Source organism: Rhizobium ruizarguesonis (assembly GCF_012349115.1).
GTDB classification, from domain to species: domain Bacteria; phylum Pseudomonadota; class Alphaproteobacteria; order Rhizobiales; family Rhizobiaceae; genus Rhizobium; species Rhizobium ruizarguesonis.
Window position 1 is genome coordinate 170,384 of sequence record NZ_PQIG01000067.1, and the last position, 25,579, is coordinate 195,962.

Sequence of the window (25,579 nt, forward strand, 5' to 3'; positions counted from 1 at the left end):
ACGGACATGTCGGGTGAAGACCGATTTGTGCTTTGCATGCTCGCGCCTGCAGTCGCCATCCTTGGCGTGCTGGTCGCTTACCCGGTGGGGCTCCTGGTCTTCGACTCCTTTTTCAAGGTCGATACGATCACGCCTCATATACGCGAATGGGTCGGGCTGCAGAACTATGTCGATGCCTTGACGTCGAAACGTGTCATGGAAAGCGCTCTGCGGACCGGTCAGTATTCGCTCTTCGCGCTGTTTTTCGAGTTCACGTTTGGCTTCTGTGCGGCGCTGCTTTTTTCGGCGCTTGCCGGTCAATCGCGCTGGCATCGCACGATCTTCGCTCTGCCGTTGATGGTTCCGCCGATCGTCGCGGGTCTACTCTGGCGCTTTCTGCTCGTCGGCAATATCGGCATTCTGAACTACGGGCTCGTTCGTTTGGGTCTGATAAGCGATCCAGAAGCGATCGCATGGTTGTCCAGCGAAGATATCGTCATTTATTCTGTTTCCTTTGCCGACATCTGGCTGACGACTTCCTTTGTCGCGCTTGTGTCCTATGCCGGGCTGACGAACATCCCGAAAGACCTCCTGGAGGCAGCGCGGATCGACGGGGCGAATGCGCTCAAGCGCTTCTGGCATGTCACCCTTCCCCTCATGCGGCCGGTGATCGCCGTCGTGGTGATCGTGCGGGGCGTGGATGCTGCAAAGACATTCGACCTGATCTGGATACAAACGCAGGGTGGTCCCAGTCATGCTTCCGAAGTGTTCTCTATGAACATCTACCAGCGCATGGTTCGGTTCGGCGATCTCGGCGAGGCTTCCGCGTCCGGAACATTGTTCCTCATCGTCATGATGCTTTTGGCGGCAGTCGCCTATTGGAAGATATGGAGGCCGGTCCATGCGTAGAGCTCGCCGCCTCAATCTCAGCGGAATCCTGATCAACGCGGCAGCCCTCGTGTTGGTGCTATCCTACGCGCTGCCATACATCTATCTCCTGATGACCTCCATCAAGCCCGCGGCTGATGTGCAGCAGATCCCGCCAAGCTTCTTTCCGGCCGTTGTCTCGTTCGAGAACTTCCGCGAAGTGCTGCGATCCTCCACTTTGCCGAGAGCCTTCGTCAATTCCTTGACCGTCGCGGTGCTGACGACGGCTCTCTCGCTTTCGGTGGCCGTGCCTGCCGCTTACGTCGCCACGCAGTACCGGCGCCGGATCACCACCATTTTCCTGCTCTTCGCACTGGTGACGCGCATGGTGCCATCGGTGGCGCTAGGAGTTCCGCTGTTCCAGCTTTTGAAGTCACTGGGTCTGCTCGATACCATTCCAGGCCTGGTCCTCGCCCACACGTCGGCCGCGGTACCACTGGCACTGTTGCTCATGTCCGCGTTCTTCGAGGGCATACCGCGGGAGCTCGAAGAAGCGGCGCGCATGGATGGCTGCACACGATTCCAGGCGTTTCGAAAGATTGTGCTTCCGGTCATGACAGGGGGGATAGCGGTCACCGCGCTCTTTACCTTCATCACAAGCTGGAACGAGTTCCTCTACGCGCTGCTGTTGACATCGGAGGCGACCAAAACGGCGCCTATCGTCATCGCCGAATACAATTCGGTCTATGGGCTTGCCTGGGGGGCGATGACCGCCGCAGCCGTCCTCTACTCGCTGCCGGTCATCATCGTAACGCTCGCACTGCAAAAACAAATCGTCGGCGGCCTGACTTTCGGCGCTGTAAAGGGATGAGGGAGGCAAAGGCATGGCCGGCATAGAACTGCGCAATATCAACAAGGTCTACGGAAACAGGTTTCACGCTCTGCACGATCTGAGCTTCGACGTCAGGGATGGCGAGTTCATGGTGTTCGTCGGTCCGTCAGGATGCGGAAAGTCGACGGCGCTTAGGATGATTGCTGGCCTGGAGAGCATTACGAGCGGTGAACTCAGGATCGGTGACAGGCTAATCAACGATGTCGATCCCAAGGATCGCGACATCGCCATGGTCTTTCAGTCCTATGCGCTCTACCCGCACAAGACGGTGCGGGAGAACATTGCCTTCCCCTTGCTGATGGCAGGCCTGCCGAAGACCGAGATTGCCAGCCGCGTAGACGAAGCCGCACGCATCCTTGAACTGACGACTTTGCTCGACCGCAGGCCGGCACTCCTTTCAGGAGGCCAGCGTCAGCGTGTCGCCATGGGACGGGCGATCGTCCGCAAACCAGCGGCCTTCCTGATGGATGAACCGTTGTCGAACCTCGATGCCAAGCTGCGCGTTCAGATGCGCGCCGAGATCGCCAGTCTCCAGAGAAAACTGAATGTCACGACGATTTACGTGACCCACGACCAGGTCGAGGCGATGACGATGGGTGACCGCGTCGCTGTCATGAAAGGCGGTGTGCTGCAGCAAGTCGACACACCGCAAAACCTGTACAATCGTCCTGACAATGTCTTTGTCGCCGCCTTTATCGGATCGCCCTCGATGAATTTGTACGAGGCCGTTCTGAACGGGAGGACGCTGACCCTGGGCAGCAACAGCCTAGAAATCCCCGACCGGGTTTTCGAAGACCGGCCCTCGCTCAACGGTGCGTCCAACCGTCGGGTCATTGTCGGTATCCGGCCCGAGCATATGAACGATGCCGCAATCCGGCCCTCTTCGGCCGAGATCTCGGCCCCGGTCACTCTTGTCGAGGCGCTAGGTTCTGAATCCATGGTGCATCTGAATATCGACGCCACCCGTGTGGATGCCGGCGACCCGGACGCCGTCGCCGACATCGGCAACGAAAAGGCTGCTGTAGCCCGTTTTTCTCCGAAGAGCACAGTCCTCGCAGGTGACATCGCGCGCATCGCTGTCGATGCCGAGGAACTCCATTTCTTTGAACCGGACGTCCGTACCAGCATCTGGTGATGGTGCGCAGGATCTTGCTCAAAACTCGAACAAGAGAGCCGATTGAACGCATTTCCCCAGGCGGTTTGCGAGCAACAAGACAATCAAGAACATCGGCCTACTCTCGCTGTGGAGTAGGAAATGGCCGAGGAGACATTAGTAATGTTAAGTGAAAACTTTTACGACGTAACACAATATCCCTTAGGCAACCCCTATGAGGATATTGGATCGGTCATCAATAGCATCATTGCAGATATTAAAAGCAGGCAAGCGGTTTCCGACCAGAATGACGGCGGGAAGCCTGGAGCAGTGATCTATATTCCGCCAGGCGATTATCGTCTTGTCACCCAGGTCGTGATAGACGTGAGCTATCTGAAGATTGTCGGCTCAGGACATGGCTTTACGTCTTCGAGCATCCGTTTCAACACACCTGCAGACGAGCTTGCACAGTGGCGCGAAGTGTGGCCGGGCGGAAGTCGCATACGTGTGGACATGTCTCCGCACGCCGCCGGCGAGGCTGCCGGAGCCGCGTTTTATGTCAAGCGCACCGGCAATCCTCGCATAAGCTCTGTGGAGTTTGCAGATTTTTGCATCGATGGCCTGCACTTCATGGACGACGGTTCGGGGCAGAATGATGCGGAAAATTCCTACAGGAATGGCAAAACGGGAATCTATGTGGGCAGCGCCAATGACTCATTCCGAATAACAGGGATGGGCCTCATCTATCTGGAACATGGAGTGACTGTTTATGACGCGGATGCGCTGGCGATAGACAATAATTTCATTGCAGAGTGCGGCAACTGTATCGAATTGAAAGGTATGGGCCAGGCCTCGAGGATAGCGAATAATTTTGTCGGAGCCGGATATAGGGGACATTCCGTCTACGCTGAAAATTACGGCGGCATCCTGGTCTCGTCAAACAACGTCTTCCCCCGAGGCGCCAGCAGCGTCTATTTTTCCGGCGTCGTGCGTTCCTCGATTACAGGAAACAGATTCCATTCCTTCTATCCCGGAATGCTGGTTTTTGCTGCGAATTGCTGCGAAAACCTGGTCTCCTCAAATCACTTTCTGCGAGATCGCGAGCCGTGGGCGCCCATGCAGAAGTACGATAACGGCCTGGATGACCTGTTCGGACTCTTGCACATTGATGGCAGCAACAATTCGGTCATCGCCAACCACATTTCAGAAACGATGGATACTCAATATATCAAGCCTCTCGCCGCAAAGCCTGTGATCATCAATGTCGTTTCCGGCAGCGGCAACTACATCGCCAATAATCACATCGTGGCCACAACCGAAATGTCGCAGATCAACGACGCACCAAACAGCGCCTGTTTTTCAACGCAAGTGGGCGCATTGCTTTCAACGGACAATTTGAAGGCGCTCGAGGTAACGGCAGTACGGGTGCAAAGGGGTTCGGTGCGGAATACAGTTCTGGATTCAGGCAGTGTCGAACAGGTCGAGATGGACAGAACAGCGAATGCTTTCAGGGGCACTCCAGTTCCCGGGCAATCGTCGGCAGAGTTTCACTAGATCGAGCATAGCTAGGCCGTCGGTCGAAAATCCAGTGACTATTCGGAGTTGTGTTCATGGCGAACCAAACGGACCGGGAAGATGACCCGTTGATGAAGCAAAACCTGTTCCTACCCTCTGGGTACTGCTTGGAATTTTGGGCCGCGGGCGACGGCTTTTTTCGTATCGACATTGACGGGAAAACGGTTTGGCAGGTTCGGTCATTTGCCATCCATCCGGAGTTTTTCAAATATCACCACAGGGAAGCTTGCGAGGTCACCATTGTCACCAATGCGCCGGACGCTGTTCTGTGGGCCTATGGGTATCAGCCTCAAACCGTGAACGAGACCGGTATAACAGTGTTTGAATTCTTGGAAAAAGGGATCCTTCAACGCACCGGCGCGGAAATTGAAGATTGGCTTCGGTCCGATCCGGATCGTCCTGCGCTTCATTTCTCGCCAATCCGGCATTGGATGAACGACCCCGTAGGTCTCTGCAAGATCGACGAGCTATGGCACCTTTTTTATCAATTCCATCCGAGCGGCAGTGATTGGGGACCGATGCACTGGGGACATGCGACCAGCCGCGATCTGGTCAATTGGCTTCACATGCCGGTATTTCTGCATCCAGAACAGAACCTGTGGCGTCTCGGCGCCACAGGAGGCGCATTCTCCGGCAATGCCTTTCGGGATCGAGATGGAAGTTTGATGTTCTTTTACACCGAGCGCCTGCCCGCCTATGACCTTTTCGAAGGCTATCGGGAAATTCAGAAAATAGCTCGCCCAGATCGGCTGATGATCAAGGCGGAAGGCATTGTGACGGTGTTGGAAGAGCGTCCCGACGGTGTCGAGCACGACTTCCGCGATCCAAAAGTTTGGTGGGATGACACAGCCAACGCCTATCGCATGATACTCGGCGCATCGATCGAAGGCGATCCCGCGGTGTTGTTGTTCGGCTCCGCCGATGGCCTCGATTGGCAATATCTCAGGCCGCTCTACCGTGCACCGGCTAATTTCCGCCAAGAAGGCGCGCGTGCGGTGGAATGCCCGGATTTCTTTCGGCTGGAGGAAAAGTGGGTTCTGGTGATGGGTTTTGTTGGCCATGTCGAGCCACGAACACGGCGCCACAATCTCCTTTATGCCCTGATCGGCGAGTTTATCGACGACTGCTTCGTACCCGACATGCCGGAACTGCAATTGCTGGATTTCGGCACCGATTATTATGCGATGCAGAGTTTCGAAGCGGGAGGGCGCCAGATCGCCTTTGCCTGGCTTTTCAATTGGGAATATCGCAAGCCCGAGGGCTCAGCCTATTCCGGGGAGATGTCCCTACCACGTGTTCTAAGTTTGAGTGAAGACAGGAAGAGGCTGCGCATGCTGCCGACGATCGAAGTCGACGATCACTTTGCCGCTGACCCTATCGTCGAGGACCAAAGCGGCAAATTCTCGCTACCGATGGCTCCCATTGAAATCCGCCTTTCCGGAGCCCTGGAAGGCAGCAAGGTCGTTGCGACGCAGGGCGGCGAACTTGCCTTCGAGGTGGGCGTCGCTGGCGGTATCCTCTCGATCCGGCTCGCCCAGGACGACGGCTCGATCCATTACGTGGCGGAGCTTGGCGACGGAAAGGACCTTCGTCTGTTTCATGACCGTGGAATCGTCGAGATCTTCGCCGATGGCGGAACTGTTTGTGGAACCCGTCGCGGCTACGCGAACATCAACCCCGATTACCTGGAAATCTCATCGTCCGCTTCAACGCGGGTGCTGGAAAGGGATGTGAAACGCTGCTGTGCTGCCGCGAGATGAGCTATTGAATGAAACGCTTGGGCCTTCACGGAATAACGAGATCTTGATCGACAACAACAGTTATCGACACTTCCGCCGGCCCTATTTGACCGAGAATTGCACTGATATCGCAGATTTCAGGCAGCGCTGGGGAGGGTGGGATGCTTCAAGTCCGCAAATTATTGACAGCCGCGACAGCCGTCATCGTGGTTGCCGTATCGTCGTCATCCTGCGCGACGACCTCGAATGACTCGATGCAAACCGGCTCGGTTGGATATACCGGCGCCGACTATTCGCTCAGACCTGCCTGCCGCGATGGATTCGGCAACGATCATCCTTGCAGCTATTAGCGACCGATAGAGTGAAGCTCCGATTGCCGTGTAGTTTCGACGATCTCGTGTAGTTTCGACGATCTGTTGACGCATTTTGCGGCATTCGCCCCCCGCGCTTCGTCAGCGTCGTGATGGCCCTGATCCCGATTGATAGGACGTTCAGCCCAAAAAGCGGCTGCTAAGCCCGGCTTTCCCATAGCCCGAGGATGAAGTACACAACCGAGGTGGTGCTTTAGGAAAGACAGTCATGCGGTATCTTCGGTCAGGGCCGCGTCGGCTTCAAACCCAGGACATGGGCGCCCCGCGCGCAAAAATGGTCGGTCTGCGGTCCGGTGAAATTGCCGATCGAAATATTCGCGTCATCCTGGAAGCCATCCGCCGCCATGGCCCGCTGACGCGGATGGAGCTTGGCCGGCATTGCGGCCTGACCGGCCCCGGCATTACCAATATTCTCCGCCGATTGGCCGAGGAGAAGCTCGTCACCTCCAACCGTCGCAATGGCGTTGGCGGAGGGGCCACCGCTACCGAGTTTGCCTTGCGCCCGGAAGGCGCGTTCTCGATCGGCGTCAAGCTTCGACAAATGCGTGGCGAGGCCGTGCTCATCGATCTGAGTGGCCAGGTCCATGACCGGGTCTATATCGAGCTGGTCCCCGCTGACAAAGTCGGCGTGCTGCATGCGGCCGTCAGGGATATGGTCGATCGCCACGCCGCCTTGCCGATCATCGGCCTTGGGATCGCCGCCAACGACTGGACGGAGGATCAAAGCAATCAGATCGGCGCGATGTCGACGATCGCGCGACCCTATGTCGAGAACGAGTGCACGGCGAGCCTTCTCGCCGAACGCACGATCGGCAGCTCCGGCCGGGAAGGCGGACTTGCGATGATCATCATCGACGACGACGTTCAGGCCGGCTTTCTCATTCGCGGTATTCCCTATTCCGGCGTGCATGGCCGGGCGGGCAGCATCGGCGAAATGCTGACCGGCCCGGACAATGTCCAATTGAACACCGTCGTCGGCTTCGAGTCGCTGCGATCACGGATCGGCGAGCAGGACTTCACCCGCCTGCTGAAGGGCGAAGAATTCTCCTCACCGTCACTGTCGCAATGGATACGGGAAGCCGCCGGCCATCTGCTCGACCCGATCATCGCCATGGCCGGGTTCCTTGCCCCTAGCGTCGTCATGATCGGCAGCGACCTGCCGCAGGGCGTGATCGAAGCGCTGATCCATCAGCTTTCCATCGAGCGGCGCGATACCTCCACGAGGCCGTTGCTGACGCCCTGGATTTCTCCGATGAAACCCGCGAGCTTCAGCGGCGGCGGCGTTGCGCTCGGTGCAGCACTCCTGCCCTTCCTCAACACTTTGCTGCTGCCGCCTGCCTCGGCATGATGCATGTTGCCTCAGACGAGGGCTTCATCGGTGTGGCTGAGATCGGAGGCCAGGGCCTTGTCCAGGATTTTCTGGATATTGGCCGCCCGCCGGAACGAAGGTTCCTGGGTCCTGCCGGCCCGCACGGCCTGGACGAAACGCTGGTAGTTCGTCTCGACCGGCTCGAAGGGGACGTCACGCCAGGTTGCCGTGTGCACGTCTTCGCCTAGACAGGCGCGAAGCGTCGATTTTCCGGTATCGTAGATCATCTCGATCGAGCCGGTTTCGCCATAGACCCTGAGGCGCAGCTGATCCATCTGTCCGGCCGCCGTGCGCGTCGCCTGGATCGTCCCGATCGCCCCGCCGAAGAAATCGACATTCATCGTAAAGCTGTCATTGGCATCGAGATCATATTCGCCGATCTTGTGGCCCGGCGCCTTGTCGAAGGTCTTCAGCCGCGCGAAAACGTGAGCAACGTCGAGCCCGGAACCGTATGATGCAAAATCGACGATATGAATTCCGATATCGCCGAGCGCGCCGTTGGATCCGTGCTTCTTGCTCAGCCGCCACAGCCATTTGCTTTCGGTTTTCCAGTCGCCCCAATGGCGACCGACCAGCCAGCTTTGAAGATGGGAGGCCTCGACATGCCTGATCTCCCCGATTTCGCCGGCAAGCACCATCTGCCGGCCTTTCTGAAGGGCAGGCGAATTGCGATAGGTGAAATTGACCATGCCGACCTTGCCCGATCGCTCGATGGCCTCGGTCATCTCCATGGCCTTGACCGCATCGGTGGCGAGCGGCTTTTCGCAGAAGACGTGCTTGCCGGCGGCGATGGCCTGCAGCGTCGTCGGGTGGTGAACGCGGTCCGGCGTGACATTTGCCACCGCGTCGAACTCGCCCCAGGCGAGAGCATCCTCGAGGGTCGTGAAATGGTTGGCGATGCCATGTTCGGTGCAGAAGGCCGCGAGCCTTTCCGGGACGACATCGACGCCGCCCACAACGCTGACGCCTTCGATCGCCTTGAAGTTGGCGGCATGCTGATTGGCCATTCCGCCGGTACCGAGAATGAGTAAACGCATCTTATCCTCCATGGAATTAACGTCCCGCGGCAGTTCAGCCGGGCAAAACCGCACTCGCACCATCGCAGCCATCCGCGATTGCCTCGTGCTCTTCTTCAGGAAAATTGCGGTGGATGCGCCGCGCGTCCCACAGGACGCTCCATCACTTTCACGGCGCAGATCCTTTTCCGAAAATCGATCTCGATTTTCGGAAACTGTGCGCTAGCTGCTGTTGATTGTCGCCAGCATCTCAACCTCCCAGGTTCTGGCCTCCCAAGCTGTGGCTTGACATCAAATCAAAGTAACTTAATCTAATTAATGCAGCACGGAAATGAGGAGAGGTCAACTGACCGCCAGGCTGTATCCGTTCAAAATGGGGAGGAGACCCATCATGAAGAGCGCCACCGTCAGCGCATTTGCGCTGAGCACTATGTTATTTTCAGCATCCGTTTCATTTGCCCAGGAACTTGCCACGAAGGACAGGATCGGCCTTGCCGATGCGCCAAAATCCCTCGTCGTCCGTCTGACGAACGACAGTCCCAACAATTCGGATCCGGCGATCGCCGAGGGCTATCAGAAGCTCTTCGTCGATTTCATCAAGAAGCATCCGGACTGGAAATTGCAGATGCAATTCATGTCCTCGGACATCGGCACGGAACAGGCCAAGATGCTGGAGCAGGCCAAGGCCGGCAACGCGCCTGACTGCGCTGCTGTCGACTCCTTCGTCCTCTCGCAGTTCATGGTCAATCATGTGCTTGCGGACTTCACGCCATATTTTTCGAAGGAAGAAGTGGACGACCTGTTCCCCTTCATCCGCAGCGGCATCACCGATAAGGACCAGACGGTCCGCGCCTGGTGGTGGGATACGGACCTTCGTGTGCTCTACCGCAACAAGTCGATCGTTGCCGATGCGCCGCAGACATGGGACGACCTGAAAAAGGCCGCGCTCGCCTCCACCAAGGAAGGCATGGAAGGCGTTCTCTTCAACGGCGGGCGCTGGGAAGGGACGACATTCGACTGGCTCGCGAATTATTGGGCGCTGGGCGGCAAGCTCGTCGACGACTCGGGCAAGCCGGTATTCGGCGAAGGCGAAAACAAGGAGAAATTCCTGAAGGCGCTGAATTATTTCAAGGATCTCGTCGATTCCGGTGCCGCGCCCAAGCGCGTCAGCACGATCGCGAATTACGACGATATGAATGCTGCGGCCGCAGCGGCGACGACGGCGCTCTTCATCGGCGGCAACTGGCAATATGCGCAGCTGAAGGCCACGCTCGACGAGGACGAGTTCAACAATTGGACCTTCTCGCCGATCCCCGGCCCCAGCGCCGATCAGCGTTCGACCGGCACCGGCGGCTGGACGATCGCCTCCTTCAGCAAGGACAAGGACAAGGTCGAGATGTGCGCCAACCTCGCACGCGAGGTCTATATGGGACCGGCTAACGCGCTGCAGCAGCAGTTGCCGACCAGGAAATCACTGTTCGACAAATATGAGGTCTTCTCCACCGAAGCCAACAAGACCTTCGCCAAGGCTCTGGTCGACGGACAGGCACGCCCGGGTGTACCGATCTATCCCGAAATCTCGAACCAGATCCAGATCATGATGGGCGACGTGCTTTCGGGGACGAAAAAGCCGGAAGACGCTTTGAATGCCGCCTTCAATGCGGCGCTGGAGGCTTACAAGCGTCTCTAGTGCTTCCGACCGTGACGGCGCCTGCCCGCCAGGCGCCGTCGACATTGCGAAACCCCGCACAGAGAAGCCAATGAGCCCCATTGCCATCGAGGCTGACAGCCCGCCTCAAAGCAGAACGTTCATGCGCCGTTTCGCCGGTGCGCCCCTGCCCTGGATCATGCCCGTGATCGTCGTCATCGGCATCTTCTACCTTTACCCCGTCATCGACGTTTTCAGGCTTTCATTCACCAATGCCACGCTGATCGGCGACAATCAGGATTATACGCTGGGGTCGATCACCAATGCGTTGAGCTCGCCGCAGCTGCCCGACATTTTATGGGCGACCCTGATCTTCGTCGGCGGCAGCGTCATCGGTCAGCAGATCTTGGGCCTTGCGGTCGCTGTCGTGGTCATCCGCGGCGAAAAGCGCGGCCTGTTCGGCACCACAATTCTGAGGACGACGGCGCTGGTTGCCTGGGTCGTTCCGGGAATTGCCGGCGGCATCATCTGGCAGATGCTCTTTTCCGAAGCGCCTTATGGTGCGCTGAACAGCATTCTGAGGCTGATGCACATGCCTGTTGTCGCCTGGCTCTCGGATCCTGCTATTGCGCCGTGGTCCACCCTCATTTCCAACATATGGCGCGGCACCGCATTTTCGATGGTCGTCATGTATGCGGCGCTGAAGTCGATCGATCCCTCGCTCTATGAAGCGGCCGAGGTCGACGGTGCGACGGCATCACAGCAGTTTTTCTTCGTCACGCTTCCGCAGCTGCGCGCGGCGATCCTCGTCAACATGATCCTCATTACGATCCAGACGGTGAATACCTTCGATGCGATCATCACGCTGACGGGCGGCGGTCCGGGGCGTGCGACCGAGGTCATCTCGCTCTACGTCTTCAATATCGTCTTTAGAAACTACGACCTGTCCGGCGGCAGCGTGCTCTCCGTGCTCATGCTGATCATCAGCCTCGGGCTTGCCTTCGTCTACGCGTCGTTCCTGCCGAAGGAGGAAGAGCAATGAGCGGACGGACCGGAACGCGGCTCGGCGATGCCATGAGCTATCTGTTCATGCTGGTAATGTTCGTATTCTTCGCCGGCCCCCTCACCTATCTCCTGTCGATGGCGATGCGCGACAAGCGCGAGATCTATCGCGGCGCGGCGCGGTATATCCCAAACAATCCCACCATCGACAATTTCATCACCGTTTTGAACAACAGCTACTTTCCGATCTATCTCTGGAACGGCCTCAAGCTTGCCGCCCTCAGCGGACTGGGCGTCCTCATCGTCGCACTGCCCGCGGCATACGCCTTTTCCCGATTTCAATTCCGGGGCAAGGGCCTGTCGATGATGGGGCTGCTGCTTTTCCAGATGATCTCGCCGCTCGTCATTATGGTGCCGCTCTACCGCTACATGAACCGCCTCGGCCTGCTGGATACGCATTTTGCCGTCGTCATGGTCTATATCGCGCTGGGCGTTCCGCTGGCGACATGGCTCCTGAAGAGCACGGTCGACGGCATTCCGCGCAGCCTCGACGAGGCGGCCATGATCGATGGCTGCAACAGGTTTTCCGTCTTCTGGCGCATCATTCTGCCATTATCGGCGCCGGGCATAGCCTCGGTCTTCATCATCACGGTGATTGCCGGCTGGTCGCAATTTCTGGTGCCTTTTCTGTTGCTCACGAAAAATGATCTGATGCCGATCGGCGTCGGGATCTTTAACTTCCGCGGCATGCAGACCGACTCGTCCATCCAACTGCTTGCCGCCGCCTGCCTGATCGCGGTCGTTCCGGCGATCGTCGCCTTCCTGTCGCTCCAGCGGCTGATCCTCGGTGCGATGACCAGTGGCGCCGTCAAGGGATGAGCGGTTCAGCCGATGCGCAAGGAAGGATTTCGGGCATGAACCAGACACTCGGCGCCAGGCTGTCCCCGGATCTGACCGGCGCCAATGTCGAAGATGCAGGTGAGCACAACAGGGCCGTCGTCCTGCGCTGCATCCATCGCCAGGCGCCGATTTCGCGCGCCGAAATCGCCAGGCGGACGGGTTTTACCAAACCGGCGATCGCCCGGATCGTCGATCGCCTGCTGGATGAGGGCCTGATCATGGAAGCCCGCCGACGGCATGGGCTGAGAGGCCAGCCGGCGATCGAACTCGAAATCAATCCGGATGCCTGCTTTGCCATCGGCATCAACATCGATCGCGACCATCTGACGATCCTGGCCGTCGATGCCGTCGGCAATGTCCGCGCCCGTGTGCATCATGAGAAACGTTTCATCCTGCCGGCGGAATTCCTGCAGCTCACGGCCGATGCGATTTCGCATTTCCAGCGCAGCCGGCTCATCGACGACGCGCGCCTGGCCGGCATCGGTCTGGCGATGCCGGATTGGCTTGGCGAGATTTCGCTCCTCGGCAAGCCCGAGGCTTATGAGGAATGGACGGCATTCGATGTGCGCGCCGCACTGGAGAACCTGACGCAGCATCCCGTCTTCATCGAAAACGAAGCCAATGCCGCAGCCCTTGCCGAACTCGATTATGGACTGGGTGCTGAAAGTAGCAGCTTCTTCTACATCGCCATCAATCCATGCCCGGGCGGCGGCCTCGTGCTCGACGGCAACGGTCATCGTGGCGCCATGGGCCTCAGCGGTGAAATTGGCTGGCTTCCGATTGCCGATGGCGGGGACGGGAAGGCCCATAAGGTCCAGCTTCTCGGCGAGATATTCTCGCTGTTCTTCCTCTATGATTTTCTTGCGCGGCATGGCGTCGAGGTGAGTGTTCCGCACGATCTCCTGACGCTGGATGCGCATGGCAGGCGCCTCGTGTCGCAATGGCTGAAGGAAATGAGCGCGCATCTGGCCGTCGCCGTCAAGCATATCGGCATGGTCGTCGACCCCGACGCCGTCCTCGTCGGCGGCAGATTGCCGATCCGCATCGTCGACGAGTTGCTGCGCTATGTGCACGAGCATCTCGATGCCGAGGACACCAACCTCCCCTCGCTTCATCGCGCCTCGCTCGGAGAGGATGCCTCTGCCATGGGGGCGGCGGTCATGCCGATGGCAGCAGCCCTCATGCTCGCATCGGCGGACGCGGCTCAACGCACACGTTCGCCACTCAAGAACATGGATCGCCTGAACAGTTGAAACGGCCGGCAAGGCCCACGGATTTTGGTGAAGATGGGAGGATTTTGGTGAAGATCGGCTTTTACACCTCGACATTCAACGATCGCCCCCTGGAGGAGGTGGTGGATTTCGCCGCATCGGCCGGTTTCGACGCCATCGAGATCGATGTCGGCGGCCATATCAAGACGCCGGATCGTGTGGAGGCCGCCGTCGCGCTCGCACGCAGCCGCGACCTCTTCGTGTCGTCAATTACCTATTTCGGCAATCAACTCGATGCCGACCGGGCAAAACGAAAGGCACTTCGGGAAAGGACCGCCGAATTTGCCGGCGCGATCGGTGAAGCGGGCGTCCCGATCTTCGTGATCTTCCCGGGCCGGGACGACACCGCAAGCGACGAAGCCAACTACGATGACTTCGCCGATTTCGCCAACGGCCTGATCGCTGAGACGCAGCCCTTTGGCCTCACCTTCGCAATCGAGAACTGGCCGGGTCCGAAGGACAATTTCATCGGTACGACGCCGAAAGGATGGCAGGAGCTTTTTCAAAGGATCGAGAACCCCCGCTTCGGCCTGGAATTCGATCCCTCGCACCTCATTCGCATCGGCGTCGATCCCTATCAGGCGATGGAGGCGGTGAAGGATCGCATCGCCATCCTTCACGCCAAGGACACGGCAATCAATGCGGAGAGCCTGCAGGCTGTCGGCTATCACGGCAAGGGCTGGTGGCAATACAAGCTGCCCGGGCTCGGCCTCATCGATTGGCCGAGGTTTCTGCGCCAGGCCAGCGGGGCTGGCTTCGACGGCACGCTGTCGATCGAACACGAGGATGCCGCCTATGGCTGGCCGGGCAAGGACTTAGCCGCGCGCAAAGACGGCGAGCGCCTCGGCCTCGATTATTTGAGAAATGTCCTGAGCGGACTTTGATGGCAATTTCGGGAGGACGGCAATGGCCCATGTTTCGGTCAACAATGCGCGCAAGGATTACGGCGCGTTCAAAGCCATCAAAGGCGTATCGGTCGACATTGGCGACGGCGAGTTCGTCGTTCTGGTCGGTCCCTCGGGCTGCGGCAAATCCACGCTTTTGCGGATGATTGCCGGCCTCGAGGGTATCACCTCAGGGCAGATCCAGATCGGCAAGCATATCGTCAACGAGCTTGCGCCCAAGGACCGGGACATCGCCATGGTGTTCCAGAATTATGCGCTCTATCCGCACATGACCGTTGCGAAGAATATGGGCTTTTCGTTGCGGCTGAAACGAATGCCGCGGACGGAGATCGATCAGCGGGTCGGCAACGCCGCGAAGATCCTTGGTCTCGAAAGTCTCCTGGAGAGATATCCCAAGCAACTGTCGGGCGGCCAGAGACAGCGCGTGGCGATGGGGCGGGCAATCGTGCGCGACCCGGCCGTCTTCCTCTTCGACGAGCCCCTGTCGAACCTCGATGCCAAGCTCAGGGTCCAGATGCGCTCCGAGATCAAGGAACTGCATCAACGGCTGCAGACGACCACCATCTATGTCACCCACGACCAGATCGAAGCCATGACCATGGCCGACAAGATCGTCGTCATGAAGGACGGCCTGATCGAGCAGTCGGGCTCTCCGCTGGAATTATACGATCGTCCGAACAACCTTTTCGTCGCCGGCTTCATCGGCTCCCCGGCGATGAATTTCATCAGCGGCAACATGACGGAAGACGGGTTTCGAACCGCCGACGGCCTGCTCCTGCCGAGCGAGCGCCGTCCGCCTGAAGCCGTGATCTACGGCATTCGTCCCGAGCATATCCGGTTGGACCCGGGCGGCATCGAGGTAACGACCGTGGTCGTCGAGCCGACGGGTTCGGAAACGCTCGTCATCGTCCGGCTGGGAACGCAGACGCTCACCTGCGTCTTCAGGGAACGGATCAGGGCCGCCCCCGGCGAGGTGCTGAGGATTGCACCAATCCATGATGCGGTTCACCTGTTTGCCGGAAACGAGCAGCGGATCACCTCAGGCGAAACCCCGTTGAACTGACCCGGCCGATTGCCCCTCCCCTTCGGCCGGCGCCAGCCGGGGGCGCGTTTTCCGCGCCCCCGGCCCCGAAAGCTCTCAGTCCTGCACCGGCCGTTTTCAGGCTCCGCTCAGGCCGCGTCGCGATATGTCCGGGTGTTGGCTTGCGCCCTGCCCAATTCGAACTGCGTGACCAGTTCGCGCAGGCGCTCGGCCTCGCTGGCGAGCGTGACGCTGGCGGCTGTGGTTTCCTCCACCATCGAGGCGTTCTGCTGGGTCACCTGGTCGAGCTGGCCCATGGCCGAATTGACCTCCGACAGATTCGTCGCCTGTTCACGCGCCGAGGCCGCCAGCGCTTCCATGCGCTGATTGATATCGGCGATGAAGCGGCCGATGTCACCAAGCGCTGCGCCGGTGTGGCTGACCAGTTCGACGCCGCTGGCGACGTTGGCGGATGCCCGCCCGATCAGGTCCTTGATCTCCTTGGCGGCCTGGGCCGAGCGTTGCGCGAGTTCGCGCACTTCATGGGCGACGACGGCGAAACCCTTGCCGGCTTCGCCGGCGCGGGCAGCCTCGACGCCGGCATTGAGCGCCAGCAAATTGGTCTGGAAGGCAATCTGATCGATGACGCTGATGATGTTGTTGATCTGCTTGGACGATTCCTGGATCTGATCCATCGCCTCGACTGTCTGGGCCACCACCTTGCCTGACGCCATGGCGCTGCGATTGGCATTGTCGGCGACGCTGCGGGCCTCTTTGGCGATCTCGAAAGCTTCCGTGACCTTGGCGGTTACGGCGTTCAGCGCCGCGGCAGTCTGTTCGAGCGTCGCAGCCTGCCGTTCGGTGCGGCCGGAGAGTTCGTTGGAGCCGTTGCTGATCTCGCGAGTGCCTGAATTGATGATCGATACGCTTTCGGAAACGGAAAGGAGCGTATCGCCGAGTTGCTTGACGGAGGCGTTGAAATCATGCCTGAGCGGTTCGAATTCCGGCGCGAACGCGTCCGACAGCTGGAAGGCGAGATCGCCCTGGGCGAGGCGCTTCAGCCCGGCGGCAAGGCCTGACGTGGCGATCGTCAACCGTTCCGCCGCGCTCCGCTCCGCCTGCTCCTGGTCCGCCAGCCGGTTTGCTTCTGCCAGGCGACGGTTCTCCTCGGCCTCGCTTTCGAGCTCGGCGCGGGCGATGGCGTTCTGGCGGAAGACTTCGACCGAACCGGCCATCAGGCCGATTTCGTCGCGGCGCCCTGCGTAGGGGATTGCCTTGTCCGTCTCGCCGGCTGCGAGTTCCTGCATGGATTGGGTGATGCGCTGGATCGGGCGTGACACATGCCGGGCGATGGCGATGAGAATGCCGAGGCCGACGAGCGCGGCAATGCCCGCCAATGCCAATTCGGTTTCGATTTTCGATTCCAGGGCGCTGCCGGCGGCGGCGACGCTCTCGGTTGCTATTTTATCGACGATCGCGTTGACGGCGACAATCCCGGTCAGGATCGCCTGCTGCGAGCGCGCCAGCTTTTCGGCTGTCGGGACCTCGTCTGCCTGCTGCAGCCCGAGACTGATCCTGACGTCCTTTTCCCAGACATCATGGGCCTGGCGGAGTGACTGCACGCCCTCGGTCAGCGAACCGGCGAGATCGACGCGGCCGAGCTCATCGAGCGACTGCACCAGCGCTCCATTGCTCTCATCGAACCCGGCCTTGACCTCGGCCGCCGGGACGAAATTCGTCATCGAAAGCACCCGGTCCACGACGGAGGTCGCATCCTTGAACTGCCGTTCGATATGGGCGGAGACCATCTTGGCGTTCACCGCTTCCTGCACCACCGCGGCGACCTGGGTCTGGCCGACGATCGCCTGATAGCCGATCAGGAATGCGCTGCCGAAGCCGACGATGATCGTAGCCACCATGGGCACGAGAATCTGCATGCGTATGGAGAGTTTCATTGCCAGCACCTCAGTTCGGCAGCGTCGGCAGGGGGATGTCTTGCTTTTCGGCGGTCAGGGTTCCGAGAAAGGCGATCAGATCCTTGCTCTCCTGGTCCGTCAGCAAGAAGGGCGACATCGCCTTATCGAGCGACGGACGGCTGACGCCGCCGCTTTCATAATGGACGATCACCTCGTCCATGCTCTTCAGGCTGCCGTTATGCATATAAGGGCCACGGTAGAGCGTGTTGCGCAGGCCGGGCGTCTTGAAGGCATATTTATTGTCCGCGCTGCTCGCATCGATCTTGTAGCGGCCGATATCGTCGCCCGGCAGGCCGATGTCGTGGAACTTGTTGTCGGTGAAGTTCCAGCCCGTATGGCAGGAGGAGCAGCCGGCGGTGCCGGTGAACAGCTCGAAGCCCCGCTTGGCGCCGTCGGAGACCGCCTTCTCGTCGCCGTCCACCCACCGGTCGAAGGGCGACCAATTGGAAACCACCGTCCGCTCATAGGTGGCGATCGCCGTTAGCATCGTCTCCTTGGTGACGCCCTTGTCAGGGAATACCTCGTCGAACCACTTCTTGTAATCAGGTATACCCTGCATTTCGGTCACGGCGGTGTCGAGCTTGCCGTTCATTTCGGCGGCAGCAGTGATCGGGCCTGCCGCCTGCTCCTCCAGGTTCGGCGCGCGGCCGTCCCAGAAGAAGGGCGTGACCCAGGCAACGTTCAGAACGGTCGGCGCCTGGCGCGCAAGCGCGGTATTGGCCGCGCCGATCGGCGTCGTCACCGGTGTCTCGAAGCCGAAGGAAGGGTTATGACAGCTGGCGCAGGTCATGTTCTTGTTGCCGGAAAGCCGCGGATCGAAGAACAGCATCTTGCCGAGCGTCGCCAACTGGGGGGAGTAGACTGTAACGCCCTCGAACGGAACTGTCAGTGGCCGCTTATACGCGGAAAGATCGGCGGCCGCGCCAGGCTGGACGACGGCCAATGCGATTAAGGAAGCTGCAATCAGGAAACGCATCGTTCTAGCAAGCCCGGACTGGGTTTCTGGTTGATGCTAAAATTAGCGTAATTGCATTAAAGGTATGTAAAGCAAACATACTTGAGGCTAATGCGAAGGTTTAAGCAGTCCGACGTTGCGCGCAGATGCTATTCGCTGCGAAACGATACTATTACGTCGACCTCGTGAAAGACGGTCGCACTACGCAAGAACGCGCAATGACTGCAAGCCGGATATGAGACGCTGATGTCATTCTGCTCTAGCTGGCGGCGTTCCTTTTGCCGAGGAGGGCTGCGCGGATCTGTTCGCTTTTGCTCAACAGGGGAGCGGGAACTGTTGCCGTCTGCTCGGATGCATCTGTCTTGCCGGTGTTCTGCTTGAGGCTCAGGAAGCGTTTTTGCGCGACCAGCCGGTCTTCGGGCGACAGTGGTTCGACGGGTTCGCCGTCAAGGCCATGGCGCATGGAATCGGGCTGGGCGCTGGCGAAATAGTAGCGTCGGCAGTGGACATAGGCCGCGGTCGCCCGCCGCAGTGTCGTGACGCCGGCATCGGGCTTCAGGAGCGGGCGGAGTTCATTGAAAAGGCCGACGGCAAAAGGAAGGACCGAATCTCCCGCCTTGGCCGGAAGGACGCCGACCGGCCGGATCAACACCACATTGATCGCGTTTGCCTTCTCCACGTCGAGCTCGGTTGCCGCAATCGGTCCGCGGCTGATCTTCCAGGGCTTGTCCATGAGTCCTCCATGTAACGTCCATAGCGACCGACTGTGATGGTATCTTGACGGACAGGGCGAGTAACGGAAGTCGCACATCGTCGGTTCCACTGCAAGCAGGTGAGACGTGGAACAGGAGCCGAGTGGCGAAAAGCCATTTTGCGGGAGCTGATATGGCCTGGCGTCACCGGCTGCCGTTGCATCTAATCGTTTTTATCGAGGAATATGCATTGACCTGCCGCATCGATTACACTTCATATCCGCGCCCAAGATGGAGTGACCGGTCCAGGGGAGGATATATGCGGGTTTTCTCGAGCATTGACGAGCTGCGCCACACGCTCGATGCGCTGAGGCGGCAAGGGCGGACCGTCGGCCTCGTTCCGACGATGGGCTATCTTCATGCCGGTCATATGGAGCTCGTCTCGCGCGCTCGCGCCGAGAATGACATCGTCGTCGTCTCGATTTTCGTCAATCCGCTGCAGTTTAGCCCGGCGGAAGACCTCAGCAAATATCCGCGCGATCTGGAACGCGATGCCGCCATGCTGAGGCAAGCCGGCGTCAACTTCCTTTTTTCACCTGGCGTCGAGGACATGTATCCGCGCCCGATGCTGACCCTCGTCGACGTTCCCGATCTCGGGTGCGAACTCGAGGGCGCGGTACGGCCTGGGCATTTTGCCGGCGTCGCCACTGTCGTCTGCAAGCTTTTCAACATCGTGCAGCCGCAAACCGCCTATTTCGGAGAGAAGGATTACCAGCAGGTCGTCATCATCAAGCGCATGGTGGACGATCTGGCCGTGCCGGTGCGCGTGAAATCAGTGCCGACGGTCAGGGATAGCGACGGCCTCGCATTGTCGTCGCGCAACGTCTATCTCAGCGAGGCGGAGCGGCGTGCCGCGGTGATTGTCCCTCAGACCCTTGACGAGGCCGAGCGTCTGGTCGCCGGCGGCCTGACCGATCCGGTGGAACTCGAGGCAAAGCTCACGGCGTTTCTTGGTCGCCAGCCTCTGGCAAAGCCCGAGGTCGTCGCCGTCAGGGATGCCTCGACGCTGCAGAAGGTCACGTCGATCGCAGACCCTGTCGTCGTGGCGCTCTTCGTTCGGGTCGGCTCGACACGGCTGCTGGACAACAGGGTCGTCAGTCACAATCAAGTTATCGGTGACAAGAGAGTCATCAGCGGCCGGGGTCTGCCGGGAAAAGGAGTGACCAGATGAGTGCGGCCGGAATTCAGAAGCGCCTTACGCCAGCCCGCATTTCAGCCATGAAGGGCGGCAAGCCGATCGTCTGCCTGACCGCCTATACGACGCCGATGGCGCGGCTGCTCGATGAGCATTGCGACCTCCTGCTGGTCGGGGATTCGCTCGGTATGGTGCTCTACGGCATGGAGAGCACCATCGGCGTCACGCTCGATATGATGATCGCACACGGCAAGGCGGTGATGCGCGGCGTCGGCAAGGCCTGCGTCGTCGTCGACATGCCGTTCGGCACCTATCAGGAATCCAAGGAGATTGCCTTCCGCAATGCTGTGCGCGTCCTGCAGGAAACCGGTTGCGATGCCGTCAAGCTGGAGGGGGGCGAGGAGATGGCCGAGACCATCGCTTTTCTGACCAAGCGGGGAATCCCGGTTATGGGGCATATCGGCCTGATGCCGCAGCAGGTTCATACCGCAGGCGGTTATCGTTCCGTCGGCCATTCCGAACACGAGACGTCGAAGATCCGGCGTGATGCCCATGCCATCGGCGGCTCGGGCGCCTTTGCCGTCGTCATCGAGGGCACGGTGGAGCCGCTCGCCCGCGAGGTGACGGCCGCCATGCACATCCCGACCATCGGTATCGGCGCTTCTTCCGCCTGCGACGGCCAGGTTCTGGTTTCCGACGACATTCTGGGGCTCTTCAACGATTTCACCCCGCGTTTCGTCAAGCGCTACGACGAACTCGGCAAGAGGATTTCGGCCGCCGCTGCGGCTTATGCCGAAGAGGTCCGATCGCGACAGTTTCCGGCAGCGGAGCATACGTTCAAGCGGCGATCCTGAGGCGAGGCGATGTCAGGTCCATCACCGCGCGATATACTGTTCGCGCATGGTTTCGGCCGACCGGCGAACCGCCTCTGAAACCTGCTGGAGCTGTTTGGCCATCGGCGTCGAATTGCGCCAGATCATGCCGATCGTTCGCGACGGCTGCGGAGACTGGAAACGGGAGATCGAAACATGGGCCGAGCGCGTTTCCACCGGAACGGCCATCTCCGGGATCAAGGTGATGCCGATCCCGGCGCTGACCATCTGGACCAGGGTGGATAAAGAGCTGCCTTCCATGACCTCCCGGGGGCGGGCCTGCCCTATCTTGCAGAATGACAAGGCCTGATCGCGAAAGCAGTGACCTTCCTCGAGCAGCAGCAGCCGCATTTCGCGCAGCGCCTCGCGTTCGGGTACGGGCTTGCCCTCGTCTTCGGGGCGCCGGACCAGCACGAACTCTTCCTTGAAGAGCTCGAGTTCTGCCAGGGAGGGTTCCGACACGGGCAAAGCAACAATTGCCGTGTCCAGCTGGCCTTGTGCCAGCTCCTGAACCAGCTTCGACGTCTGCGTTTCGCGCACTTCGATCTGGATACCCGCGAAGCTCTTGTTCAGGTCATTGATGATCGCCGGCAACAGATAGGGTGCAATCGTCGGGATGATGCCGATGCGCAGCCGCGTCAGGAAGGGATCACGCGCGGCCCGCGCCAGCTCCGCAAGCTCGTCCACGCCACGCAGGATATCGCGGATCCTGAGAGCCACGGTCTGACCGAAGGCGGTCAGTTTCACCTCACGCGCGTTGCGCTCAAAAAGCTCACCGCCCAATTCTTGCTCAAGTTCTTTGATCTGCATTGACAATGCCGGCTGGGAGATTGCACAGGCGTCGGCAGCGCGTCGGAAGCGGCCATCTCTTGCCAGTGCTTCAAAATAGCGTAGCTGTTTCAGGGTAAGGTTCTTCATAACCTCAGCTTATCGCAACGATCAGTAAATCCAACTTAAATTTATGAAGCGCTTCCGATATGAAGACTGCAGGGAGAGAGTGGGGCACCAGCTCGGCTCATCTTTTTGGACCGCAGACAGATCAAGCAATGAAGGAGACGATCATGGACAACCCCACTGACAGCGCAGGCAAATGTCCTGTTGCACACGGTAATACGCCTCGCAGCAGATCCAATCGCGACTGGTGGCCGGACCAGCTGAACGTGCAGATTCTTCACCAGAATTCCGGCCGCGCCGATCCGCTCGGCCAGGCCTTCGACTATGCCGAGGAGTTCAAAAAGCTCGATCTCGACGGCCTGAAGAAGGATCTTCACGCCTTGATGACGGATTCGCAGGACTGGTGGCCGGCCGATTTCGGTCATTATGGCGGCCTGTTCATCCGCATGGCCTGGCACAGCGCCGGCACATACCGCATTACCGACGGCCGTGGTGGCGCCGGCCAGGGCCAGCAGCGTTTTGCACCGCTCAACAGCTGGCCTGACAACGTGAACCTCGACAAGGCCCGCCGCCTGCTGTGGCCGATCAAGCAGAAATACGGCAACAGGATCTCCTGGGCTGACCTGTTGATCCTCACCGGCAACGTCGCGCTCGAATCCATGGGTTTCAAGACCTTCGGTTTCGCCGGCGGCCGCGCCGACGTCTGGGAGCCGGAAGAACTCTACTGGGGTCCTGAGGGAACCTGGCTGGGTGACGAACGCTACAGTGGTGAACGCGAACTGGCAGAGCCGCTTGGCGCCGTGCAGATGGGCCTTATCTATGTCAACCCGGAAGGCCCGAACGGCACTCCGGATCCGCTGGCATCCGCCCGCGACATCCGTGAAACCTTCGCCCGTATGGCGATGAACGACGAAGAAACCGTGGCGCTGATCGCCGGCGGGCATACTTTCGGCAAGACCCATGGCGCTGGCGATCCGTCGTTTGTCGGCGTCGACCCGGAAGGCGGCGAGCTCGAAGCTCAGGGCCTGGGCTGGACCAGCAAGTTCAACACCGGCGTCGGTCGCGATGCCATCGGCAGCGGCCTCGAAGTGACCTGGACCCAGACGCCGACCCAGTGGAGCAACTACTTCTTCGAAAACCTGTTCGCTTTCGAATGGGAGCTGACCAAGAGCCCGGGCGGCGCGCATCAGTGGAGCGCAAAGAACGCTGAAGCCTCCATCCCGGATGCTTATGATGCGTCGAAAAAGCATCTTCCGACCATGCTGACCAGCGACCTGGCGCTGCGTTTTGATCCTGTCTACGGGAAGATCTCGCGCCGCTTCCTCGAAAACCCTGCCGAGTTCGCCGATGCCTTCGCCCGCGCATGGTTCAAGCTGACTCACCGCGACATGGGACCGAAGGTGCGCTACCTCGGTCCGGAGGTTCCGGCCGAAGACCTGATCTGGCAGGATGTGATCCCGGCCGTCGATCATCCGCTCGTCGACGACAGGGACATCGCCGACCTCAAGGCAAAGGTGCTGGCAACCGGCCTCACCGTACAGGAACTGGTCTCGACGGCCTGGGCGTCCGCCTCGACCTTCCGCGGCTCCGACAAGCGTGGCGGCGCCAATGGCGCGCGTATCCGCCTTGCCCCGCAGAAGGACTGGGAAGTCAACCAGCCGGCGCAACTCGCCAAGGTGCTCGGCGTTCTCGAAGGCATCCAGAAGGACTTCAACGCTGCCCAGACTGGCGCTAAGAAGATCTCGCTGGCCGACCTGATCGTTCTGGCCGGTGCAGCCGGTGTGGAAAAGGCGGCAGCGGCCGGCGGTCATGCCGTCGGCGTGCCGTTCACGCCGGGCCGCACGGACGCCGCCGAGGCGCAGACCGACGCGCATTCCTTCGCGGCGCTGAAACCCCGCGCCGATGGTTTCCGCAACTATATCGGCGGCCGGCAGTTCATGAAGCCGGAAGAAGCGCTCGTCGACCGCGCCCAGTTGCTGACGCTGACCGGACCTGAAATGACCGTTCTCGTCGGCGGCCTGCGTGTGCTGAAGGCCGGCGCGCCCGAACATGGCGTCTTCACGTCCCGTCCGGAAACGCTGACGAACGACTTCTTCGTCAACCTGCTCGACATGGCCACGCAGTGGTCGCCCGTCACCGGCAAGGAAGGCGTTTACGAAGGGCGCGACCGCAACACGAACGAAGTCAAGTGGACCGGCACCCGCGTCGACCTGATCTTCGGCTCGCACTCGCAGCTTCGCGCCTTTGCCGAAGTCTACGGCCAGTCCGACGCCAAGCAGAAGTTCGTCAAGGATTTCGTCGCCGCCTGGAACAAGGTCATGAACGCCGATCGTTTCGACCTCGTCTGACCGGCAGCATTTTGCCCGGGCGCGCAGTTTCAGCTGCGCCCGGGCATTTTTTCATCGGAGACCGGACTTACCGCCCGACCGTCCAGTCCTCGACACGCAGACCGTCGACGCGGCGGAATTCCCCGACATTGTTAGTGACGAGAACCAGCTCCCGGGTCTTGGCCTGAGCGGCGATCAGAATATCGACAGTTGCCGTCTCTGCGCCTTCTACTGGCGAGGCAGAATGCCGAAAGGCGAAAGTGACAGCAGATCGGGATCAGTCGTCGCCGTTACTGTCGCTACCTCGGCATGGTTTATGCTGTAGCCGTAGGTGAGGACGCGGTCACCGTCGATCATGAAGAATTGCGCCTGATCCAGGCCGGGCCGCAGAGTACCCGTCACGCTGACGGTCTCGTACATTCTTGCCAGGTGCAAAGGCTCTTCCGGAACGACACGAACCAGTTGGTTGGGCGGAGGGGACGGCATGTGGCTGCAGGCTCCGGCCCAAGGCACCAGCATGAATTCGTAGACAAGATCGCCTTCCTGGTCGATCGGCAGAACGAAGCCCGTCAATTCGATCGGATGCGCCTCCCCATGCCAGGCGAGTGTTTCGCCCTGTGGGCCGCTCACCGCCGTGCCCGACAACGGCACTTTCGCTTTGGCCTGATCGGCCGGCCGCAAAGCTCTCCAGAAGATAGGCTGGGCCGCAGCGAAGGCGTTGGAAATGGGCCATGCGGAACAAAATGCCAGCGCCGCGAGCGTCAGGAGGAAAAGTTTGTGTTTCATTGCATCTCCACCGGGCCGGCCGCTTTGACCACCTTGCCGCTACCGCGTGGATGCTACTCCCGATCCCGCTTGGCCGTCAAAGCTTGGGGCGCGGACTACTCAGGGCTTGCAGAGAGCAGGGAGAGGGTGTGCCATGGCCACCCCCTCTGCCCTGCCGGCCATCTCCCCCACAGGCGGTGAGATCACAAGTTCAACCTTCTCGAAACCCTTATTCTGACCCTGGAACTCGCCAAA

General features: G+C 59.9%; 23 protein-coding genes and 1 pseudogene. 17 read left to right on the forward strand and 7 right to left on the reverse strand.

Annotated elements, in window-relative coordinates; translation table 11 throughout:
• Positions 1–6: 6 nt before the first annotated feature.
• The 8 genes from C3Y91_RS09995 (at position 7) to C3Y91_RS10030 (ending at position 7,864) form a co-directional block, all read left to right on the forward strand.
• Complete coding sequence (locus C3Y91_RS09995) at positions 7–888, forward strand: carbohydrate ABC transporter permease (protein WP_018480416.1); 882 nt, start codon at positions 7–9, stop codon at positions 886–888.
• On the forward strand, positions 881–1,717 hold the full coding sequence (locus C3Y91_RS10000) for a carbohydrate ABC transporter permease (protein WP_018480417.1): 837 nt from the start codon (positions 881–883) through the stop codon (positions 1,715–1,717). The genes C3Y91_RS09995 and C3Y91_RS10000 overlap by 8 nt, the downstream gene beginning before the upstream one ends.
• A 13-nt stretch (positions 1,718–1,730) precedes the next feature.
• The gene (locus tag C3Y91_RS10005; protein WP_168575275.1) at positions 1,731–2,873 is read left to right on the forward strand and encodes an ABC transporter ATP-binding protein; all 1,143 of its coding nucleotides are present in this window, start codon (positions 1,731–1,733) and stop codon (positions 2,871–2,873) included.
• Between the two features lie 141 nt (positions 2,874–3,014).
• On the forward strand, positions 3,015–4,385 hold the full coding sequence (locus C3Y91_RS10010) for a NosD domain-containing protein (protein WP_024321590.1): 1,371 nt from the start codon (positions 3,015–3,017) through the stop codon (positions 4,383–4,385).
• Between the two features lie 92 nt (positions 4,386–4,477).
• Positions 4,478–6,166 (forward strand): GH32 C-terminal domain-containing protein, encoded by a 1,689-nt coding sequence (locus C3Y91_RS10015; protein WP_024321591.1) that lies wholly within the window; start codon positions 4,478–4,480, stop codon positions 6,164–6,166.
• Positions 6,167–6,209: 43 nt separating this feature from the next.
• Positions 6,210–6,395, forward strand: coding sequence for a hypothetical protein (locus tag C3Y91_RS10020; RefSeq protein WP_164567111.1), 186 nt, complete (start codon positions 6,210–6,212; stop codon positions 6,393–6,395).
• A complete protein-coding gene (locus C3Y91_RS37835; protein ID WP_024321592.1) occupies positions 6,307–6,495 on the forward strand; it encodes a hypothetical protein in 189 nt (62 codons plus the stop codon). Before C3Y91_RS10020 ends, C3Y91_RS37835 begins: the two co-directional genes overlap by 89 nt.
• Before the next feature lie 229 nt (positions 6,496–6,724).
• Positions 6,725–7,864 carry an ROK family transcriptional regulator gene (locus tag C3Y91_RS10030; protein ID WP_024321593.1) on the forward strand — a complete coding sequence of 380 codons (1,140 nt, stop codon included), beginning with the start codon at positions 6,725–6,727 and terminating at the stop codon, positions 7,862–7,864.
• Between the two features lie 11 nt (positions 7,865–7,875).
• Here C3Y91_RS10030 and C3Y91_RS10035 read toward each other — a convergent pair whose 3' ends face one another.
• Entirely contained in the window at positions 7,876–8,922 is a 1,047-nt protein-coding gene (locus tag C3Y91_RS10035; RefSeq protein ID WP_024321594.1) for a Gfo/Idh/MocA family protein, read from the reverse strand.
• A gap of 370 nt (positions 8,923–9,292) precedes the next feature.
• Between C3Y91_RS10035 and C3Y91_RS10040 the strand changes: the two genes are divergently transcribed.
• From C3Y91_RS10040 to C3Y91_RS10065, 6 genes are all read left to right on the forward strand, one after another.
• Positions 9,293–10,591, forward strand: a complete 1,299-nt coding sequence (locus C3Y91_RS10040) for a type 2 periplasmic-binding domain-containing protein (protein ID WP_024321595.1) — start codon at positions 9,293–9,295, stop codon at positions 10,589–10,591.
• A gap of 70 nt (positions 10,592–10,661) precedes the next feature.
• Positions 10,662–11,591, forward strand: coding sequence for a carbohydrate ABC transporter permease (locus tag C3Y91_RS10045; RefSeq protein WP_018071274.1), 930 nt, complete (start codon positions 10,662–10,664; stop codon positions 11,589–11,591).
• Complete coding sequence (locus C3Y91_RS10050; protein WP_018480426.1) at positions 11,588–12,430, forward strand: carbohydrate ABC transporter permease; 843 nt, start codon at positions 11,588–11,590, stop codon at positions 12,428–12,430. Before C3Y91_RS10045 ends, C3Y91_RS10050 begins: the two co-directional genes overlap by 4 nt.
• Positions 12,431–12,465: 35 nt before the next feature.
• Positions 12,466–13,704 (forward strand): ROK family transcriptional regulator, encoded by a 1,239-nt coding sequence (locus tag C3Y91_RS10055; RefSeq protein ID WP_024321596.1) that lies wholly within the window; start codon positions 12,466–12,468, stop codon positions 13,702–13,704.
• A 47-nt stretch (positions 13,705–13,751) separates the two neighbouring features.
• Positions 13,752–14,606, forward strand: a complete 855-nt coding sequence (locus C3Y91_RS10060; RefSeq protein ID WP_168575276.1) for a TIM barrel protein — start codon at positions 13,752–13,754, stop codon at positions 14,604–14,606.
• Positions 14,607–14,628: 22 nt separating this feature from the next.
• The gene (locus C3Y91_RS10065) at positions 14,629–15,690 is read left to right on the forward strand and encodes an ABC transporter ATP-binding protein (RefSeq protein WP_024321598.1); all 1,062 of its coding nucleotides are present in this window, start codon (positions 14,629–14,631) and stop codon (positions 15,688–15,690) included.
• Between the two features lie 107 nt (positions 15,691–15,797).
• Here C3Y91_RS10065 and C3Y91_RS10070 read toward each other — a convergent pair whose 3' ends face one another.
• From C3Y91_RS10070 to C3Y91_RS10080, 3 genes are all read right to left on the reverse strand, one after another.
• Positions 15,798–17,603, reverse strand: coding sequence for a methyl-accepting chemotaxis protein (locus C3Y91_RS10070; RefSeq protein ID WP_024321599.1), 1,806 nt, complete (start codon positions 17,601–17,603; stop codon positions 15,798–15,800).
• Positions 17,604–17,613: 10 nt separating this feature from the next.
• Entirely contained in the window at positions 17,614–18,600 is a 987-nt protein-coding gene (locus C3Y91_RS10075) for a cytochrome-c peroxidase (protein ID WP_024321600.1), read from the reverse strand.
• A gap of 238 nt (positions 18,601–18,838) precedes the next feature.
• On the reverse strand, positions 18,839–19,312 hold the full coding sequence (locus tag C3Y91_RS10080) for a ProQ/FINO family protein (protein ID WP_168575277.1): 474 nt from the start codon (positions 19,310–19,312) through the stop codon (positions 18,839–18,841).
• Between the two features lie 278 nt (positions 19,313–19,590).
• Here C3Y91_RS10080 and panC point away from each other — a divergent pair, with 278 nt between their 5' ends.
• Positions 19,591–20,502 (forward strand): pantoate--beta-alanine ligase, encoded by a 912-nt coding sequence (gene panC / locus C3Y91_RS10085; protein WP_024321602.1) that lies wholly within the window; start codon positions 19,591–19,593, stop codon positions 20,500–20,502.
• Positions 20,499–21,320 (forward strand): 3-methyl-2-oxobutanoate hydroxymethyltransferase, encoded by an 822-nt coding sequence (gene panB, locus C3Y91_RS10090; protein ID WP_024321603.1) that lies wholly within the window; start codon positions 20,499–20,501, stop codon positions 21,318–21,320. The genes panC and panB overlap by 4 nt, the downstream gene beginning before the upstream one ends.
• Positions 21,321–21,341: 21 nt before the next feature.
• Here panB and C3Y91_RS10095 read toward each other — a convergent pair whose 3' ends face one another.
• Positions 21,342–22,256 carry a hydrogen peroxide-inducible genes activator gene (locus C3Y91_RS10095; protein ID WP_018071267.1) on the reverse strand — a complete coding sequence of 305 codons (915 nt, stop codon included), beginning with the start codon at positions 22,254–22,256 and terminating at the stop codon, positions 21,342–21,344.
• A 143-nt stretch (positions 22,257–22,399) separates the two neighbouring features.
• Between C3Y91_RS10095 and katG the strand changes: the two genes are divergently transcribed.
• Complete coding sequence (katG, locus tag C3Y91_RS10100; protein WP_024321604.1) at positions 22,400–24,580, forward strand: catalase/peroxidase HPI; 2,181 nt, start codon at positions 22,400–22,402, stop codon at positions 24,578–24,580.
• Between the two features lie 67 nt (positions 24,581–24,647).
• Here the strand turns inward: katG and C3Y91_RS37840 are convergent.
• A pseudogene (locus C3Y91_RS37840) lies at positions 24,648–24,764 on the reverse strand (type II toxin-antitoxin system VapC family toxin); the annotation flags it as partial.
• A 23-nt stretch (positions 24,765–24,787) separates the two neighbouring features.
• The gene (locus C3Y91_RS10110; protein WP_024321605.1) at positions 24,788–25,345 is read right to left on the reverse strand and encodes a DUF3299 domain-containing protein; all 558 of its coding nucleotides are present in this window, start codon (positions 25,343–25,345) and stop codon (positions 24,788–24,790) included.
• Positions 25,346–25,579 lie beyond the last annotated feature (234 nt).

What these genes read in the sequence shown, in the direction of transcription:
- C3Y91_RS09995 (WP_018480416.1), top strand. Translation starts at nt 7, where the DNA reads ATGTCGGGTGAAGACCGATTTGTGCTTTGCATGCTCGCGCCTGCAGTC.
- C3Y91_RS10000 (WP_018480417.1), top strand. Translation starts at nt 881, where the DNA reads ATGCGTAGAGCTCGCCGCCTCAATCTCAGCGGAATCCTGATCAACGCG.
- C3Y91_RS10005 (WP_168575275.1), top strand. Translation starts at nt 1,731, where the DNA reads ATGGCCGGCATAGAACTGCGCAATATCAACAAGGTCTACGGAAACAGG.
- C3Y91_RS10010 (WP_024321590.1), top strand. Translation starts at nt 3,015, where the DNA reads ATGTTAAGTGAAAACTTTTACGACGTAACACAATATCCCTTAGGCAAC.
- C3Y91_RS10015 (WP_024321591.1), top strand. Translation starts at nt 4,478, where the DNA reads ATGAAGCAAAACCTGTTCCTACCCTCTGGGTACTGCTTGGAATTTTGG.
- C3Y91_RS37835 (WP_024321592.1), top strand. Translation starts at nt 6,307, where the DNA reads ATGCTTCAAGTCCGCAAATTATTGACAGCCGCGACAGCCGTCATCGTG.
- C3Y91_RS10030 (WP_024321593.1), top strand. Translation starts at nt 6,725, where the DNA reads ATGCGGTATCTTCGGTCAGGGCCGCGTCGGCTTCAAACCCAGGACATG.
- C3Y91_RS10035 (WP_024321594.1), bottom strand. Translation starts at nt 8,922, where the DNA reads ATGCGTTTACTCATTCTCGGTACCGGCGGAATGGCCAATCAGCATGCC.
- C3Y91_RS10040 (WP_024321595.1), top strand. Translation starts at nt 9,293, where the DNA reads ATGAAGAGCGCCACCGTCAGCGCATTTGCGCTGAGCACTATGTTATTT.
- C3Y91_RS10045 (WP_018071274.1), top strand. Translation starts at nt 10,662, where the DNA reads ATGAGCCCCATTGCCATCGAGGCTGACAGCCCGCCTCAAAGCAGAACG.
- C3Y91_RS10050 (WP_018480426.1), top strand. Translation starts at nt 11,588, where the DNA reads ATGAGCGGACGGACCGGAACGCGGCTCGGCGATGCCATGAGCTATCTG.
- C3Y91_RS10055 (WP_024321596.1), top strand. Translation starts at nt 12,466, where the DNA reads ATGAACCAGACACTCGGCGCCAGGCTGTCCCCGGATCTGACCGGCGCC.
- C3Y91_RS10065 (WP_024321598.1), top strand. Translation starts at nt 14,629, where the DNA reads ATGGCCCATGTTTCGGTCAACAATGCGCGCAAGGATTACGGCGCGTTC.
- C3Y91_RS10070 (WP_024321599.1), bottom strand. Translation starts at nt 17,603, where the DNA reads ATGAAACTCTCCATACGCATGCAGATTCTCGTGCCCATGGTGGCTACG.
- C3Y91_RS10075 (WP_024321600.1), bottom strand. Translation starts at nt 18,600, where the DNA reads ATGCGTTTCCTGATTGCAGCTTCCTTAATCGCATTGGCCGTCGTCCAG.
- C3Y91_RS10080 (WP_168575277.1), bottom strand. Translation starts at nt 19,312, where the DNA reads ATGGACAAGCCCTGGAAGATCAGCCGCGGACCGATTGCGGCAACCGAG.
- panC (WP_024321602.1), top strand. Translation starts at nt 19,591, where the DNA reads ATGCGGGTTTTCTCGAGCATTGACGAGCTGCGCCACACGCTCGATGCG.
- panB (WP_024321603.1), top strand. Translation starts at nt 20,499, where the DNA reads ATGAGTGCGGCCGGAATTCAGAAGCGCCTTACGCCAGCCCGCATTTCA.
- C3Y91_RS10095 (WP_018071267.1), bottom strand. Translation starts at nt 22,256, where the DNA reads ATGAAGAACCTTACCCTGAAACAGCTACGCTATTTTGAAGCACTGGCA.
- katG (WP_024321604.1), top strand. Translation starts at nt 22,400, where the DNA reads ATGGACAACCCCACTGACAGCGCAGGCAAATGTCCTGTTGCACACGGT.
- C3Y91_RS10110 (WP_024321605.1), bottom strand. Translation starts at nt 25,345, where the DNA reads ATGAAACACAAACTTTTCCTCCTGACGCTCGCGGCGCTGGCATTTTGT.